Below are 15,814 nucleotides of genomic sequence, written 5' to 3'. Positions count from 1 at the left end.
GCCATATTAGGCTCTCTAACCAAGAGCTGAAGGGCTGAACCTGTCACGAGTGGATAGTTGACCACTCTCTGATGTGTACGAGCAGAAGCCTCCCCGGAGGGCTCTCGATAACTGTATGGCGGGCCGGAAGCCCAAAGACTGACGAAGCGCGCAGAGCACACAGGCGAGCGAATACAGCGGAACGAAGCTCAGCCCGATAATGGGGGACAGGACCCGCCGTGGTGCGGATCCGTTTGCCCGGTGGTGTGAGAGGACGGGGGAGGCGACTCCCCCTCCTACTCGATCCTGGCCACCGGCGCCACGCCCCGCTGCCGGGATATTTCGTATCATATCCGTATTTTGTATTGTATTTTGTACTGTATAACATATAATATGGAATACATTATACGACAAAGCCAAGAGGGATACGATATGGCACGCAGCGGAATCACCTACGAGCAGGTCGCCACCGTCGCCGACGCCCTGGTGGGGCAGGGCGAGAAGCCCAGCATCCAGCGGGTCCGCGAGCAGCTGGGCACGGGGTCGCCCAACACCATCCATCGCCACCTCAAGGCGTGGCGGGCCACTCAGGCGCCGGCCGAGCGCCGCGCCGCCCGTCTGCCGGACGAGCTGACCGCCGCGCTGGCCGAGGAGCTGGAACGCCAGGCCGCCGCGGCCCGCGCCGAGGCCGAGGAGAACGCCCTGGAGGCGCAACACACCGCCGACGAACTGGCCGCCACCGGCGAGCAGCTGGAAGAGCTGGTCGAGGAGCTGAGTGGCCGGGTCGAGGCCCTGGAGAGCGAGCGCGATCGTGTCACCGGCGAGCGCGACGAGGCACGCAGCGCCGTGGCCGAGTTCCGCGAGCGGGTGAAGGAGCTAGAAGCCCAGCGCGACGACGCCCGGCAGCAGCTGGCCGAGGCCCGCAACCGGGTGACCACCCTCGAGGAGCAACGCGACGAGGAGCGGGAGGCGCGCATCGCGGCACAGCGTGAGGCCAAGCAAGCCGATCAGGCCCGCATCGAGGCTGAGCGTGCCCTGGCCGTGGCCGAGACCCGCACCGAGGCCGCACGGGACCAAGCCGAGGAGCGGGCCAGGGCGCTGGACGCCGAACGCCAGGCGCGCCGCGAGGATGCCCAGGCCCACAAGCAGGCCCTGGCCGAACAGCGAGACGAGTACCGCGAGCGCCTAGCCGCCATGGAAAAGCAGCTCCAGGACGCCCAGAAACGCGCCCAGGAGGCCGAAAAGGGTCAGACCAAGGCCGAGGTACAGGGTGAGGCCCTAGCGGCCCGTATGGAGGCGCTGGAGAGCCGCCAGGCGAAAAATCGGGAGGAGGATCAGGGCCAGCTGCCATTGGGGGAATAACGCAGGCCCTGGAGCGTCACCGCGGTAAGCGTCAGCGATAGACCTTGCTGCGGTGGGCAATGCGTACCACCAGGATGCGGATCTCCGCGTCCTCGATGCTGGCGATGAGGCGGTAGTCACCCACGCGGTAGCGCCACAGCTCACTGAGCTGGCCCGTCAGCGGCTTGCCCAGCTGCCGGGGGTCCTCCAGCGGCTGGAGGCGACCGCGCAGGTAGTCCCGAATGCGCTTGGCGTCGGCATGACCGATCTTCTTGAGCTGCTTGACCGCTTCGTCGGTGAGTTCAATCCGCCAGGCCAAGCTCACGCTCCACGTCGTCCAGGCTGTGGGTCGTCATCTCGCCGCGGCGGACCTGCTCCAGGGTCTTCTCGGCTAGGTAGATGTCTTCGAGGTCATCCAGGTGCTCGAGGATCGCCTCGCGGGCGTAGAAACTCTTGGTGCGGCCGGTGGCCTTGGCCAGGGCCTCCAGACGCTCCTCGATCTCGGTGGGCAGTCGTAGAGCGAGCATCAAACTCTCCTCCGGCAGGGTGGGCGCTATACAAGTATAGCATTCAGCCTGGGCGGCGCCACGGATCGTTGCAACACCGCCTGAGCGTGGATCGACCTCCTTCCTGCTAAACCCAGGCGCGAAGCGCCCTGTTCCCGCACAAGGCTGGGGTTCGGCCCAGTGAGGGTTGGCACTTTAGCGGCCAGGCTGCGCCGTCCAGGGCGCGCAGCCGCGAAGCGGCTCGAGAGCGCCCGTCAGCCGCGCCTTTGGCGCGTCATCGTTCAGGCCCGCGAAGCGGGGGCGGAGCGAGGAACGAGCGGAGGGTAGGCGAGCGCGTAGCGCGTTAAAGATCTTTTAGATCTTAGTTAAAGACGCGCGCGCGTTACGGTTCTGGAAAAAACTTATAAAACAAATGGTTAGATTGCATATCTGCAGGTAAAGGCACGAAGTGGGTGCAGGTAAAAGCACGTGCCTGTCCACAGGCCTGGCGCAGGTAAAAGCACGTGGCTATTCACAGCCTGGTGCAGGTAAAAGCACGTGCCTATTCACAGCCTGTGACTGCAGGTGAAAGCACGTGCCTATTCACGTCCATAGTGCAGGTGAAAGCACGTGCTTTTAATATCGTGCTTTCTCCTGCACTATTGGGCGCATTCTGGCGGTTTGGCTAGCTCCGCAACGAGATCCTCCATCTGAGCTTTGCTGCCCTTGCCAGCGCGGGCATAGAACGTCACCACATCGGTCTCTTGGTCAAATTTTACTCGGTAGTCAGGCAGCTCATTGGCTTTGACCAACACTTTGATTGCCGCTCGGAAGTTGCGCAGCGTGTCTGAGCTGCCACTCTTCTCATGGAGGGCCTTGAGACCTACACGCCACCGTGACTGCTGGCCACAGTGCTTGCGGGCAAGCTCGTAAATCCGCCTATCTAGCGGCTTGCGTAGCCGAAAGTAGTCTCGGCTTATGGTCAACACCTGAAAAGCCTGAACTGAACGCCACAACCATTCAGGGAGACGCACCTCAACAGCGACCATCCGATCACCTGGGCCACGCTCGATGACGCGCCACGAGTCAACCAGACCAAAACCACGCCGCTCGCGGTATCCGTCCACCTCGATGTTGGTTTCGATAGTGGTACTACGTAACCTCGAAAGCGCGTCTCCCATGCGCTGGTAGGCTCGCCCACTGGTGTCGCGGTTGGTTGTCACGAGAAAATCATAGGCCGTAAAGCGTACAACCGGCCCCACATCCTCGCGGCCTCTGTTCATCGCCTCTACAAGTTGGCTGATGCAGTAGATCCACACGTCCTTATCATGAATCGTTGCACAGCCAGCTTGACCTGGCATCACAGTTACAGTGATGCCATTGCGCGCGTAGGTACGCCTTCGTGTATCGCCCGACTTCAAAGCGAACAACGGATGCTCCATGCTCCCGAGGTCGTCCTTGGGGCTCGCCTCCAGCATGTCTGCAATGAAGAAATCGTGCTGGACATGACGCTCGGGAGCCAGTGTGGAGCGGGTGCGTTTCGAGCCCTTGCCAGGGGCTGGAAAGAGACGTGCGGAAGCTTCTGCCCAGGTTTCCCCAGCTCTGGCGTTGTCCTCGATGAATTTCTGGCGATCCTCGCTCATGCCCTGCCCCCGATCACTCTTTGATGAGGCCATGCTCAACAGCACGGTAAATTGCCATATTGATGATCGCGGCACGGGACTGGCCTAGTTCTGCGGCTAGCTCGTCTACCCTCTCCAACAGTGAGGGTGTGATCGTAAGGCTGATCTGTCGCTTATTGCCTTTTTTCACCCCCTTCGGCTTGGTCTCCGAGTCCGGCGCACCAGAGATGAAAGACTCCGCTGTCTGTGAGGGCTTTGTCTTCGGCTTTGTAATAGCCATAAACACTACCTTTTATATAAAAAGAATATCATTTTAATATTAAAAAAGGGCTTTAACAAGTGCATCCAACTCAGCTACTGCCTTCCTGTCTACCGGCTTAATTTCTTGCACGGACAGCCCCGCTCCTGTCGCGTTGGCAAACGCTTTACGCCTCCGTATCGGTGTTGCCAAATACTCGAACTGTGGTATCTCGGCAACCGCCTCTGCTGCTTCAGCATTGTCCATTGAGTTACTGCCGGGATCAGCGAGGTTCAGTACAGCGACAGACCGTAATCCATCTCTGACGCTACGAGCTTCATCTACCAAAGACGCCATATCCTCTAACGCCCACACGTCATATGAGCGAGGGGCGAAGGGCACCAACAACACATCACTCAACACCAAAGCAGCTCGTAGAGCCGTGGAATCACGACCACCTGCATCAATGATGACATCATCGAATTTGGCCACCTGCTGCTGTACCTGGCTTCGCAGAGTCGGGCCATCCGGATATGTTGCACAAGCAATACCCGGGCTGCCCCCACTCTCTGCACGAATGCTGATAGCGGTCTGTGCTGTGCCTTGCCGATCGCCATCGATCAGCCAAACGTCGCGCCCAGATAAGGCTCGGGAAATCGCCAGGCTCACGGCAAGAGTAGTCTTACCAACCCCTCCCTTCGTGTTGCCTACAGTGATGATCATAAAGCACCTTTTTTAATATTAAAAACGTATCAAAAATACGTCCTATAAAGCCGATTTGTCAATTCTTTTCTGTGCCAGAGCATCATGCCCAAGGGCTGGATCTCTGTAGGTCTTCAGGAATAGATAGGGGTAGAGGTGACGCTAAGCTGCCTATCCGCCCCCTACAGTTCTTCGCGCCCCACAGCCGGCGCCTCTAGCCAGGCTCGTAGCCCTTCCAACTCGGGAGCGTGGGGGTCGCATTGGGCCAGTAGCTGCTCGAGCTGGGGGTGGTTCACGGCCTTAGCTAGCCCTTCGCGCTCCAGGGAGGCATTCAGCGTCACCCGACTGACCCCGAAGTGCTTGGCCACTTCGGTCTTGGTGATCTCTGGGTCGACCAGCATCGCCGCCGCCTTGCGCACGTCTGCGGCCGACATGACAGGACGGCGACCTCCCTTACGACCGCGGGCACGCGCCGCGGCCAGGCCCGCCAAGGTGCGTTCGCGGATCAGGCTGTGCTCGAACTCCGCCAGGGCGCCGAAGATGTGGAACACCAGCTTGCCCCCGGCACTGGTGGTATCGATCGCCTCGGTCAGCGATCGGAAACCCACTCCACGCTCGTTCAGTTCGTGGATCAGCTCCACCAGATCCTTGAGCGAGCGGGCCAAACGGTCGAGCTTCCACACCACCAGGGTGTCGCCGTCGCGCAGTGTCCTCAGGCAGGCCTGCAACTCGGGACGTTCCCGCTTGGTACCGGTGATACGTTCCTCAAATACCTGCTCGCAGCCGGCCTGCTGAAGCGCGTCACGCTGCAACTGGGGATTCTGGTCCTGTGTGCTGACCCGTGCGTAGCCGATGATCATGCGTCCTCCTCTCCATGGCGACCTATACGAAAACAAACCTTGGTTTTCTTTACATCATCTACTGGATGCTGATGCAGGACCAGGCTTACGGCTTATTGGCCACGTCAGAAGCAGGGAGGGGGGGAGCCCCAGTGAAAAGCCCCCCTGCTGCCGGGCAGGCACCAGGGGGGAGGCGTACGCAGCTCAAGGACGCCCCTTTAGCCAGGGGCGATACGCCGATGCCTACGCCAGGAAGGCGGGAGAGACACAGGCAGTTGCCATCATGCATACTTCAACACTGATTCGCCAACCGTGGGGCGGCCGTGTCATCAGCCTGTACGACTAAAGGTACATAGTGTCTCGCCGATACAACAGTTGTGAGATGATGCGTGTTCAGCGGCCCCTACTGTCATCTTCAGAAAGCGATCACATGGCATGTTAGTCGGCCACAAAGTCACCAACGCGATGTTCAATAACCTGACGTCGCTGCCGATAGTCCTTCCATGACACTACTGACCCACCTCGTGTTCGACCCACACGCTCTGGATGCCATCCAGGGCAAGCACCACATCCCCCTGGTGGTCGTTTCTTGGCTGATCGCGTTGATCGCGGCCTACACCGGCCTCGATATCATCAAGCTGATAGGTACGGCGAAGCGCATCAGCTCACGCTGGATCTGGCTGATGACGGGTGCCAGCGTCATGGGGTTTGGGGTATGGAGCATGCACTTCACCGGCATGCATGCCTACCAGCTGGATTTTGCAGTCTCTCACGCGCCCTTGCTCACCATGCTGTCCATGGTTCCCGCCGTACTGGGTAGCCTGGGGGTCATGCTGGTGGCATCCAGCCAACAACTGCCTCATCGCAGCTCGCTTCTGGCCGGCGTCGGCCTGGGCGTTGGCACCGGCTTGATGCATTACATGGGCATGGCGGCCATGAGCATGCCCGCAGTGCTCTACCACTCCCTGGGACTGTTCCTGGTCTCGCTGGGTGTCGCCCTTGGCCTTGGTATCATCAGCGTCTATGCCTACCGCCTGTGCCGCCAGGAGTGGGGAAGGCAGCGCGCCCGGCGCTGCGCCTTGATCTCGGCGCTATGCGTATCACTTGCCATCAGCGGCATGCACTACGTTGCCATGCAAGCGGCCTGGTTCGTGCCCGACTCCAACGCCTCTTCGATGTCGCCAGTGGATACGCACTCATACTGGCTGATTTATCTGATCATCGCAGGCGCCTTGATGATGGCGTTGCTGACGCTCATCGCCACCCGCGTTGAACGCCGCGTGCTTACCAGCGAACATCAGCAGCACATGACCCGGGCGCGGCTGCTTGAGGTCATCTCTGCCATCAGAGACGGGATCGTGCTTTTCGATGACAGCGCCCGGATTCGGCTCTGCAACAAGGCGTTCGAGAAGCTACTGGGGTGGGACGCCGACGAGTCCATAGGACGGTCGGTTTGGGAGCTGTCGTATGTCGATGATAGCCAGGCACTGAATCACCGCATCAGCCGAGCCTTGGAGGAGAGCGGTGAGTGGACCGGCATGATCGAGGCTCAGCACCGTGGGGGAAGGTACTTTTCCGCATGGCTCAGCGTCAGCCGCGTTTGCTATGTCGACACTGCCGAATGCGACTACGTCGCCCTGATCAGTGATCGCTCTGCTGAGCAGCAGGCACAGCAACGCATTCGCTACCTGGCTTACCATGACTCCCTAACCGAACTCCCCAACCGACGGTCACTGCAGGAGCATCTTGAGGATTTCGAGACGTATGCCAGCGATGAAGCGCCGCTTGCCTTACTGGCACTGCTAGACATCGATCGCTTCAAGTTCCTCAACGACAGCCTGGGTCAGGATGCCGGAGACGAGCTGCTCCGCCAGCTCGCGAGGCGCCTGCGAGGCTGGGTCGACGATAACCTGTTCGTGGCGCGCCTCGACGGCAATGAGTTCGCCCTACTGACCCCGCTTTCCACTTCGGACCGGACCTCTGCTGAGGGTGAAGCACAGCGCTTCATCGACCGGGTCACGGCCTCTCTCAGCGCAGACTACCGTCTTCACGGTCATACCTACCCATGCCGCCTCAACATCGGGATGTTGGTCTTCTCACCGCAGCAAAGGGCGGGTACCAAACGGCTACTCAAACGCACGGGTCTGGCCCTCCTGGAAGCGAAACGCGAGCGCAGTGGTTCACCGAGGCTATTCTGTCCCACGTTGGAGAAGGAGTTGGAGGATCGCCTAACGCTCGAACGCGAGCTGCAACTGGGCATTGCCAACGATGAGCTCCGTCTTCACCTGCAACCCCAGGTAGACGCCCTGCACCAGGTGGTCGGCGCTGAAGCCCTGGTCCGCTGGGAGCATCCGACGCGTGGTCAGGTATCTCCCGGGCACTTCATCCCACTGGCTGAAGAGTGTGGCCTTATCCTACCGCTGGGCGACTGGGTCCTACAGGAAGGATGTCGAATACTGGGGGGATGGCGAAAAAGACCCGAACTGTACGCCCTCAAGCTGTCGATCAACGTTAGCGTGCGTCAGTTCCAGCAACCAGACTTCGTGGATCAAGTATTAGCCGCGGTCCACCGCCATGATGTCGAGCCAGCGTGCCTAACCCTCGAACTCACCGAATCGCTGCTGCTCAACGACCCGCAGGGTACCATCGAGAAAATGACCCAGCTGCGACGTATCGGTATCCACTTCGCGCTGGATGATTTTGGTACGGGTTACTCCTCCATGGCCTACCTCAAGTCACTTCCTCTGGATACGCTCAAAATAGACGTCGCATTCGTCCGCGATCTCAGCCGAGACGCCCACTCGACGCCTATCGCCGCAACCATTATCACCCTCGCCAAGAGCCTGGAGATGTCGGTGGTCGCAGAGGGGGTCGAAACGGAGGTGCAGCGCTCGACACTCAAGGATCTTGGGTGCCACATCTACCAGGGGTATCTGTTTGGACGGCCGGTGCCCTCCGAGGAGTTCCATGCCATGCTGACCTCCGTACCCCGCCTTCCAGCTCACCAGTAGAGCTAGAAGTCACCGAGAGTCGGGGCAAAGCCCGCCTTCACGATCGCCAATTCGCTTAAAACGGCCATGTGCCGGCCTACCCGACGCTCCAGGTGGCCGGCGGCGACCGCACGGCGTGTCAGGAGACGGTTGCACTGCGGCCTGAGACATCGGACTGGCTGGCCTTCAAGGCGGCATAGAGAGCCGTCTTGCTGACCTTGATCCGGGCGGCGGCCTCGCGGACATTCAACCCATTGGCCAGGTGTTCCCTTGCCCTCCTCAGCTTGTCGTCGGTGACGACGGGCTTGCGCCCCCCTTTACGCCCACGGGCGGCGGCAGCAGCCAGCCCCGCCTTGGTGCGATCGCGGATCAGGTCACGCTCGAACTGACCCAGGGCGCCGAACACGTGGAAGATCAGCCGCCCACCGGGGGTGGTGGTGTCGATGGCTTCGGTCAGTGACCGGAAGCCGACACCACGCGCCTCCAAGGTGCTGACGACCTCGATCAGATGCGGCAGCGAGCGTCCCAGGCGATCCAGTCGCCACACGACCAGCACATCCCCGTCGCGTAGGAACTCCAGGGCCGCCGTCAGGCCGGGGCGTTCCGCCTTGGCCCCAGAGACGGTGTCATCGAAGATTCGCTCGCACCCTGCCTTGTGAAGCGCATCGGTCTGCAAGGCGGAGTCCTGCTCCGCCGTCGAGACCCGCGCATAGCCGATCAGTGCCATGGACCGCCCTTTTGTCCGTTTATCCGTCCGGCTATCTTATTGTCCGAAAACTTATCGAACAAGCCAATTCTCGGACAATGCCCGACTTGGCCGTCTAATGATCGTTTTCTGGACACCCTTCGTTGCATGTAACGGAAGGGAGCGCTACCCTGTTACATGAAACGGACGGAGGATTCGCCATGGTAGCAACCGACAACGTGAACAACCGGGTGAAGAGGCACCGTGCCGCCTTGCGTGCGGCCGGCCTGCGCCCGATCCAGATCTGGGTACCGGATACTCGCCAACCCGGCTTCGCTGAAGAGGCCCGCCGCCAGTGCGCTGCCGTCGCGGCCGCCGACGCCGGGGATCAGGAACTGCAGGACTTCATGGATGCCGCCCTCCTGGACCTGGACGACGAGTATGACGCATGAGGCGTGGCGACCTGGTGACCATTGCCCTGTCGGGTGACTTCGGGAAGCCGCGTCCCGCCCTCATCATCCAGTCGGATCAGTTTGCCGGCACCGGCAGTGTGACGGTGCTGTTGCTCTCCAGCACCCGGGTCGATGCCCCACTGATCCGCCTCGATGTGGAGCCCACCACCGAGAATGGCCTGCAGCGACGCTCCCAGATCATGGTGGACAAGCCCATGACGGTGAAGCGAGAGAGGGTGGGAGAGGCCTTCGGCCACCTCGATGACAGCACCATGGTCGCCGTCAACAGAGCGCTGGCCGTCTTTCTGGGCTTCGCGTGAGCGAGGCTCACCATCGCTGCCCCATGCCTCCTGTAGCATCTCTTGGTGCTCTCGCACCATGCGTTGGATCTTACCGAGTTCTTTTGCCGAAAACCCTATGTTGTTGGCAATAGCGGCGTCGTGTAGCCATATCTTGGCGCTCGCGCTGCCGTAGTCGACGTGCATATGGGGCGGTTCGCCAGGCTCGTGACTAGAGGCAACGCTCGGCAGTGCATGAGAGGGGCAAGTGGTTAGCAAGGAGGCTTGCGTCTGGCCATTTTGGACCTTGGCATCACCATGGGCGAGCTATCCCCAGGTTCGCCAAATGGAGTTGACGACAGATCGGATTGCCAGTACGCCGGACATGGTTCGCCAGAAATTATGGGTACGTTGCTCACCTACAACTTGATACGCTTTCAGATGGCTCGAATGGTCTACAGTTTGGACAGCATTTACCAAAGTAAATTGATCTTTAACTAGGCTGCCCATTTTATTATCAAAGAGTTATCGATGTTGTCGGCGGTATCGCCTGACCGTATTTCCGAAGTGGTGAGATCGATGCTGGAGATGGCGCCTTCGTTCTTGCTACCCGATAGACGAGAAAGGTCGCACCCGTATGCGGTTTGGGCACGACCACAAAAATATACGATAAGGAAAAAGCCAGTCAGGCTTAACTGACTGGCATTAGCCCTTCGGGGCGGCTTTTTTGCGTGTGTAGATTACTGGCTGTTGGTATCCGGTATCGGATATTCCTCCTCGACCAGCTCGGGGACGATACGCTGGTGGGTGGCTTGCTCGAAAGCGTAGGCATAACCGAGCAGTTCGGCCTCGCTCCACATCGGGCCGACGAATATCAGCCCGAATGGCGAGCCGCTGGAAAATTGTCCGGCGGGGACGGTAACCCCGGGCAGCCCGGAGATATTGATTTCCGAGACGGTTGTTGCCGGGTAAGCGTCTTCGCCATAAACCTCTGGCAGCGCCTGGCTCATTTGCGGGAATACCAGCAGATCCAGTTCGTTGTCTTGCATGACGCTATTGAAGGCGAGCAGGTAGTCGGCGCGTAGCTGGGCAAATTCGGAAAGGTCCGGGGCGACGGTTGGGTCCTGGCGGGCGGCGGCAAACACCGGCATGCTGTTGTAATCACCCAGCGGGCCATCTTCGGCTAGCGGGTCGCTGTCTACCAGCTCAAGCAGTTCGGCAACCGAGTTGGCGGCTGCCGAGTCCCCCATGCGTTGCAGATAAAGCTCCAGGTCGTAAGGCATCGACTCGGTTCCCCGGCCATCGTAACCGCCTTCGGCTTTGGCCAGGGCGGCGAAATCGCTACCGGCAAACGGATCCTCGATAACGGTGGCATTTAGGGACTCCAGTTCTTCTACAGCATTGGCATACAGTTCAGTAGCTTCTTCTGATAGAGGCTCGTCGCGCCAACCTGGCCCATAGAGGCCAACTCGCGCGCCCTCCAGTGCACCATCATCGAGCATTGACGTATAGCCTCCTGCGGGAAGGTGGCCGATAGCGGCTACGGTCTTGGGATCTTCGGAGGTGTACCCGGCCAGGACATCGAGCAGCAGAGCGGCATCGGTGACATTGCGGGCATGGGGACCGACCACGTCACGGGTCGAGCCTGCCAATGGCGTGACCCCGGCATTGGGAACCAGGCCAAAGGTCGGTTTGACCGACACCAGGCTTTGCGCCGAGGCGGGGTTCTGGATCGAGCCGCCGGTCTCTTCGGCCAGGCCAGCTACGGCAAAGCTGGCTGCAACGGCAGTCGCTGTACCACTGGAGCTAGCTCCCGGGGCTATGTCGCGATCAACCGCATTATAGGTTGGGCCATCCCAACTGCTATTGGCTCGGGTACCGTCGCTGCTGAAGGCCGGAATATTGGTTTTGCCGAGCACGATGGCACCAGCATCGATCAGGCGAGCCACAACGGGAGCGTGGTGCTCGGGAATAAGATCAACGCCGCCCGTGGCACTGGAGAGCTCCGACCAGCCAGCGGTGGAAGGCAGACCGGCAAAATCCATCGCTTCCTTGACGACGACAGGAACACCAGCCAACGGGCCAAGTTCTTCGCCTGCTGCACGGCGTTCGTCGATAGCGCGTGCCTGCTCCAGAGCGTCGGGATTCATGAAGGTAAAAGAGTTGTAATAAGGTTCATACTGCTCGATCCGTGCCAGGGAGGCGGCGGTTAGCTCTTCGGCACTCCAGCGGCCATCGTCAAAGCCCTCCTGGATATCGCCGATGGTCAGCTCTCTGACATCAACCTCATCGGATAATGCCGTGCCAGCCAGCATCAGGGTGAGCAGTCCGCTTGCAATGGCGGTGGGGCGGGTATATTGCACAGTTGTTCTCTCTCTAGCTGATGACTTTTAATTAGCAAGAAATTAAAATGCAATATTTATGCCAAGCCAAGAGAGGTAGTCACTGGACTGCAACCTGCCTGCAAAATCAAGATTATGGCACTTATCGTGTCTCATGAGGCTTCCTCTGATGGCAGCCTGCTGATGAAATGGCACCCTACTGCCATAGGGAGCATCGCTTGATGGCAACCTGCTGCCATCAGGGTCCCGCCTGCTGATGAAATGGCACCCTACTGCCATAGGGAGCATCGCTTGATGGCAACCTGCTGCCATCAGGGTCCCGCCTGCTGATGAAATGGCACTCTACTGCCATAGGGAGCATCGCTTGATGGCAACCTGCTGCCATCAGAGTCCCGCCTGCCAATGAAATGGCACTTATACTGCCATCAGCTACCAGGATTGCTTTTCTCCGAGAAAACCGGTGGAGGCAGCTAGGTAGTTTCTGTCACCGATTCAACTAGGTAAGCGTACCGCTGAGACCCCGATGCTGCCGAGACGGCTTTTCTCCGAGAAAACCGGAGAAAGCAGCTAGGTAGTTTCTGTCGCCGTTTTGCCAGACATGGCTTTCCCTTATGTCCACTATAGTGGACATTGCCGCTACCTTTCGTCGCGTTATGACATAACCTAACGCTCGACTGCCATCCCCTTCCCCGTTCTTCCTACGGCTTTCCTGTCACACCGTGACAAAGTTGCCCCTCCCGTGCGGTCTCGCTGTGGCTCGACCGGCGACGCTTCGCGCCGCTCGTGCCTGGCGGCACGGTGCTGGCCAGTGTTGGTCGCTGTCGCGTTGCGACAGCCAACGGGCTCGCCTGAGGCTCCCCCGGTGCCCCTTTCGGGGCACAGTGTGCTGCGCACACGGCGACGCTCCGCGCGTCGCTCGCGCCTCCGGCGCGCCTGGCAGTCCTCGCGGCCCTTCGGGCCCCTCCGACTGCTCCGCCGCGTCCGCGTCGGCTATGTTGCACTCCTTCGTCGTGCTACATAGCCGACGCTACAAGGATTTCACAAATTTCACGCACAAACGCAAATTTTGCAATCCAGTCCCTCCCTGTGCTATCGTGACAGTGTTCCCTTTGTGGAGCCCCAGCGCACGGACGGAGGAGCGCAAGGCCTCAGGCCTGTTGCCAACAGGCAACATCCGTTGAAGCACTGACGTCATCGAGAGATGAGCCCCACGGGGGTGCCCAGCCGCGTCAGCTGTGGATGCCGAATCGGCTGAGACGATAGCCGCGCGAGAGGCGCGAGATGATTGGGCATCGAGAGGATGCCAACGTGAGAGCCGCCAAGCGGCTCGGGTAGGCAGCGGCAGCTGCCGCGTGGTTGCAGATCCGAGATCTCAGCTACGCGACGAGTCCGACCCGACAACACGCAAAAACGAAACGGGGCCAACGGCACCGGCACAGGTGTCGATGGGGAATCGCCCTCATTGTTCTAACGACGCACGATATAGGATAGACCCGTGGACGAACAGCATGCGGCAGCCACCGTCGCTCGCTTAAAGGCAGACGCGGCAGAAAACCGTCGGCGTCCCTACTCTCGCCGCTCTCGCCTCGACCGTTTCGAGGATGACCTGCTGACGCTGCACGCTGCCGGCGCTCGTGTCGTGGACCTTCAGCGCTGGTTAAAAGAACAACGCATCAACGTTGCACACAGCACCATCAGCCGCTGGCTCGAGAAGCGCGGAATTTACGAGCGAGTAGACGTCTAATGGTCAGCTTTGCCAAAGGTAAAACCCAGGCCGGCAAACTTATCAAAGAAATCCAGGGTAATGATGGCCTGGAATCTGTCGGCACTGTCAGCAACTTCGAACAGCGATTGACTGTCGCCGCAGACTTCATCCGCGAGCATCGTCACGACAAATCGATCGACCTCCCTCGCGACCTGCGCTCGATGACAAAAGAGCAAGCCATCGCTTATCTCCACTATCGATCAGAAACATCTGTCGACGGCAAGTTCATCTCTCAGAGCACGCTCAACATGGACCGCCAAGCTTTGGAGGCAATGCTTCGGCACACTGGCGAACTGGATAAGACTTCTAGCCTGCCGATCGTAAGAACCGAAGCAGTCACGATGTCACAGAGCCGCCACTACACTGACATCCAGGTCACGAAAGTCCTCTCTCACCAGACTTCTCATAATGCCTTGGCCAGCGAACTCGCCTACCGTTGCGGACTACGTGCTCACGAACTCCTGACGCTACGCCCCCTGGCGGAGCAGCCGCCCGACCAACGCCCCACTAAGACGATCAGCGAGCACAAGTTCGCCGGACGCTCTGGTGTCAGCTACACCGTGATCGGCAAGGGCGGGCTATGCCGCGAAATCAAGATTCCAGAGCCTCTCGCCGATCGCCTAGCATCTCTCCGGCTCGACACCCCTCGTTTCGTTAACGACCGCGGCATCCACTACCACAGCCACTACGCTATCGCCGGCGGCAACGCCTTCAGCTCCTCTTTTACCCGCGCCTCGCAACGGGCCGTTGGTTGGAGCGCCGGCGCACACGGACTACGCCACACGTATGCGCAACAACGCATGGCTGAGCTCCAGGAGCACGGCCTCGACCGTGACGAAGCGTTGTTGGCTGTCTCACAAGAGCTCGGCCATTTTCGTCCTGATATCACCCTGGTGTACCTGCGATGAAGAAGCTCTTCACCTCTTCAGCCACCCAAGAGCGCCTCACCGCCAGTGAGGCTCGCGCAGATGCCGCTGAAAAGCGCGCTGAGCAGGCCGAGCGGGCTCAGTGTGAGGCAGAACAAACCCTACGGGACACACAGTTTCGGCTGGCCACCGCCGAACAGCAGCTACAGCAACTCATCCAAGCTTGGAAAAAAGAGCAAGCGTCTCAACAACAGCGGCAAGCCCGTGCTGACGCGGCCGAACAGCGTGCTGAGCGCGCGGAGGAAGAGGCGCGCATAGCGCATCGCAAGAAGCGCAACGCCGAGCAAACCCTGGCGCGCTGGCAAAAGAAGCAGACACAAGCACAAACCAAGCAGGCACGCTTGCAGGAACTACTTGACACACTCGAGCCCGACGAGCTGGAAGACGTCTTTTTCCGTGTGCAGAACGCACTTATCAATCGTTCCCGTGACCGCGCGGACAGCGGCATCGATGTCGGAGAGCCCGTATGGCAATGACACCGGACATACTAGCTATCGCCCTCCCTCTGGGCATCCTGTTTGCCGCCCTGCTGCTATTCGGCGGAGGGTTTGCTTGGGCTCGCCGCCGCGACAAGCGGGAACAGGCCCGGCTCATCCTCGACAAAATCGAGCCGTGGGCGGGGTCGCGGCGTGCCGCCAAAGCGTGGTACCAGAGTCACCCGATTGCTGCGCTCGGCAACTGGACAGCCGCGGCCCTGGTCGCTCATGGTCGCGGGGACGACGTGCTGCGGTTCCTTGAACACGTAGAGGCAGGCGGTTTCGCCTGACCAAGACAGCCCCAGAGGGAAACCAGGAGGGAGACGCCCCATGACCGCCTTCAGCTGGATGATCGTGGCCTTCGCCATGCTCATGGCCGGCGTGTGCCTGTTCACCTACGTGCAGATCGAGCGCAACGCCCACCAGACCCGCCAGCGGCACCTGGCTCGCGAGGAGGACGTCCCGGGCCAGCCGACGCCCTGACGCCGACCTCCCCTCCCCATCAGGCGATCTCGCCGACCCGCAAACCCCGCTACGGCGGGGTTTCTCGTGGTGCGCCAGGCATGGCGCGCAGCGCCAATTAGGCGCTATCCGGTCCGCCGTGGTGGTTGGTCGGATGACTTGGGGGTGAAAGTCCCCTACGGACCCTGATAGCGGGAACCGTTAGCTGAACAGCAAGGGTGTTCGTCGTGAG

General features: G+C 60.2%; 17 protein-coding genes and 1 pseudogene. 9 read left to right on the top strand and 9 right to left on the bottom strand.

All coding sequences use genetic code 11. The annotated features are described in order from the left end of the window. Nucleotides 1-411: 411 nt before the first annotated feature. The gene (locus tag AC13CN_RS06085) at nt 412-1,341 is read left to right on the top strand and encodes a DNA-binding protein (RefSeq protein WP_483053089.1); all 930 of its coding nucleotides are present in this window, start codon (nt 412-414) and stop codon (nt 1,339-1,341) included. Between the two features lie 31 nt (nt 1,342-1,372). Here the strand turns inward: AC13CN_RS06085 and AC13CN_RS06080 are convergent, their stop codons facing one another. The 6 genes from AC13CN_RS06080 to AC13CN_RS06055 all read right to left on the bottom strand — a co-directional run bounded on the left by AC13CN_RS06080 (nt 1,373) and on the right by AC13CN_RS06055 (nt 5,227). Continuing rightward, entirely contained in the window at nt 1,373-1,639 is a 267-nt protein-coding gene (locus AC13CN_RS06080; protein WP_045995257.1) for a type II toxin-antitoxin system RelE family toxin, read from the bottom strand. Continuing rightward, nucleotides 1,623-1,847 (bottom strand): type II toxin-antitoxin system RelB family antitoxin, encoded by a 225-nt coding sequence (gene relB / locus AC13CN_RS06075; protein WP_045995258.1) that lies wholly within the window; start codon nt 1,845-1,847, stop codon nt 1,623-1,625. Before relB ends, AC13CN_RS06080 begins: the two co-directional genes overlap by 17 nt. Before the next feature lie 617 nt (nt 1,848-2,464). Then, nucleotides 2,465-3,448, bottom strand: a complete 984-nt coding sequence (locus AC13CN_RS06070; protein ID WP_483053088.1) for a replication initiator protein A — start codon at nt 3,446-3,448, stop codon at nt 2,465-2,467. Nucleotides 3,449-3,461: 13 nt separating this feature from the next. Then, a complete protein-coding gene (locus tag AC13CN_RS06065) occupies nt 3,462-3,707 on the bottom strand; it encodes a ribbon-helix-helix domain-containing protein (protein WP_483053087.1) in 246 nt (81 codons plus the stop codon). A gap of 39 nt (nt 3,708-3,746) precedes the next feature. Then, nucleotides 3,747-4,388 carry an AAA family ATPase gene (locus AC13CN_RS06060; RefSeq protein WP_483053086.1) on the bottom strand — a complete coding sequence of 214 codons (642 nt, stop codon included), beginning with the start codon at nt 4,386-4,388 and terminating at the stop codon, nt 3,747-3,749. 161 nt (nt 4,389-4,549) lie between these two features. Next, nucleotides 4,550-5,227, bottom strand: a complete 678-nt coding sequence (locus AC13CN_RS06055) for a recombinase family protein (RefSeq protein ID WP_483053085.1) — start codon at nt 5,225-5,227, stop codon at nt 4,550-4,552. A 482-nt stretch (nt 5,228-5,709) separates the two neighbouring features. Between AC13CN_RS06055 and AC13CN_RS06050 the strand changes: the two genes are divergently transcribed. Then, a complete protein-coding gene (locus AC13CN_RS06050) occupies nt 5,710-8,217 on the top strand; it encodes an EAL domain-containing protein (RefSeq protein WP_253026871.1) in 2,508 nt (835 codons plus the stop codon). A gap of 118 nt (nt 8,218-8,335) precedes the next feature. On the opposite strand, the gene AC13CN_RS06045 is transcribed toward AC13CN_RS06050, so the two are convergent. Further along, nucleotides 8,336-8,923 carry a recombinase family protein gene (locus tag AC13CN_RS06045; protein WP_222568465.1) on the bottom strand — a complete coding sequence of 196 codons (588 nt, stop codon included), beginning with the start codon at nt 8,921-8,923 and terminating at the stop codon, nt 8,336-8,338. Nucleotides 8,924-9,102: 179 nt separating this feature from the next. Here AC13CN_RS06045 and AC13CN_RS06040 point away from each other — a divergent pair, with 179 nt between their 5' ends. Both AC13CN_RS06040 and AC13CN_RS06035 read left to right on the top strand, forming a co-directional pair. Further along, nucleotides 9,103-9,333, top strand: coding sequence for an antitoxin MazE family protein (locus tag AC13CN_RS06040; RefSeq protein ID WP_290443896.1), 231 nt, complete (start codon nt 9,103-9,105; stop codon nt 9,331-9,333). Continuing rightward, nucleotides 9,330-9,653: a type II toxin-antitoxin system PemK/MazF family toxin gene (locus AC13CN_RS06035; RefSeq protein WP_253026867.1), complete on the top strand. Its 324-nt coding sequence runs from the start codon at nt 9,330-9,332 to the stop codon at nt 9,651-9,653. Before AC13CN_RS06040 ends, AC13CN_RS06035 begins: the two co-directional genes overlap by 4 nt. Before the next feature lie 33 nt (nt 9,654-9,686). On the opposite strand, the pseudogene AC13CN_RS06030 reads toward AC13CN_RS06035, so the two are convergent. Further along, a pseudogene (locus AC13CN_RS06030) lies at nt 9,687-9,890 on the bottom strand (DUF4160 domain-containing protein); the annotation flags it as partial. A gap of 461 nt (nt 9,891-10,351) precedes the next feature. After that, complete coding sequence (locus tag AC13CN_RS06025; RefSeq protein WP_253026891.1) at nt 10,352-11,974, bottom strand: amidase; 1,623 nt, start codon at nt 11,972-11,974, stop codon at nt 10,352-10,354. Nucleotides 11,975-13,448: 1,474 nt separating this feature from the next. Here AC13CN_RS06025 and AC13CN_RS06020 point away from each other — a divergent pair. The 5 genes from AC13CN_RS06020 to AC13CN_RS06000 are packed head-to-tail and all read left to right on the top strand — an operon-like array spanning nt 13,449 to nt 15,603. After that, nucleotides 13,449-13,697 carry a hypothetical protein gene (locus AC13CN_RS06020; protein WP_253026889.1) on the top strand — a complete coding sequence of 83 codons (249 nt, stop codon included), beginning with the start codon at nt 13,449-13,451 and terminating at the stop codon, nt 13,695-13,697. Next, on the top strand, nt 13,697-14,626 hold the full coding sequence (locus AC13CN_RS06015; RefSeq protein WP_253026887.1) for a site-specific integrase: 930 nt from the start codon (nt 13,697-13,699) through the stop codon (nt 14,624-14,626). The genes AC13CN_RS06020 and AC13CN_RS06015 overlap by 1 nt, the downstream gene beginning before the upstream one ends. Next, entirely contained in the window at nt 14,623-15,120 is a 498-nt protein-coding gene (locus tag AC13CN_RS06010; RefSeq protein ID WP_253026885.1) for a hypothetical protein, read from the top strand. Before AC13CN_RS06015 ends, AC13CN_RS06010 begins: the two co-directional genes overlap by 4 nt. Next, nucleotides 15,111-15,410 (top strand): hypothetical protein, encoded by a 300-nt coding sequence (locus AC13CN_RS06005; protein ID WP_253026883.1) that lies wholly within the window; start codon nt 15,111-15,113, stop codon nt 15,408-15,410. Before AC13CN_RS06010 ends, AC13CN_RS06005 begins: the two co-directional genes overlap by 10 nt. A gap of 40 nt (nt 15,411-15,450) precedes the next feature. After that, a complete protein-coding gene (locus tag AC13CN_RS06000; protein WP_253026881.1) occupies nt 15,451-15,603 on the top strand; it encodes a hypothetical protein in 153 nt (50 codons plus the stop codon). The last annotated feature ends 211 nt before the right edge of the window (nt 15,604-15,814 follow it).

Source organism: Vreelandella sp. L-25 (assembly GCF_056857535.1).
The sequence above is the reverse complement of the archived record's forward strand: the minus strand, read 5'-3'. Positions and strand labels throughout refer to the sequence as shown.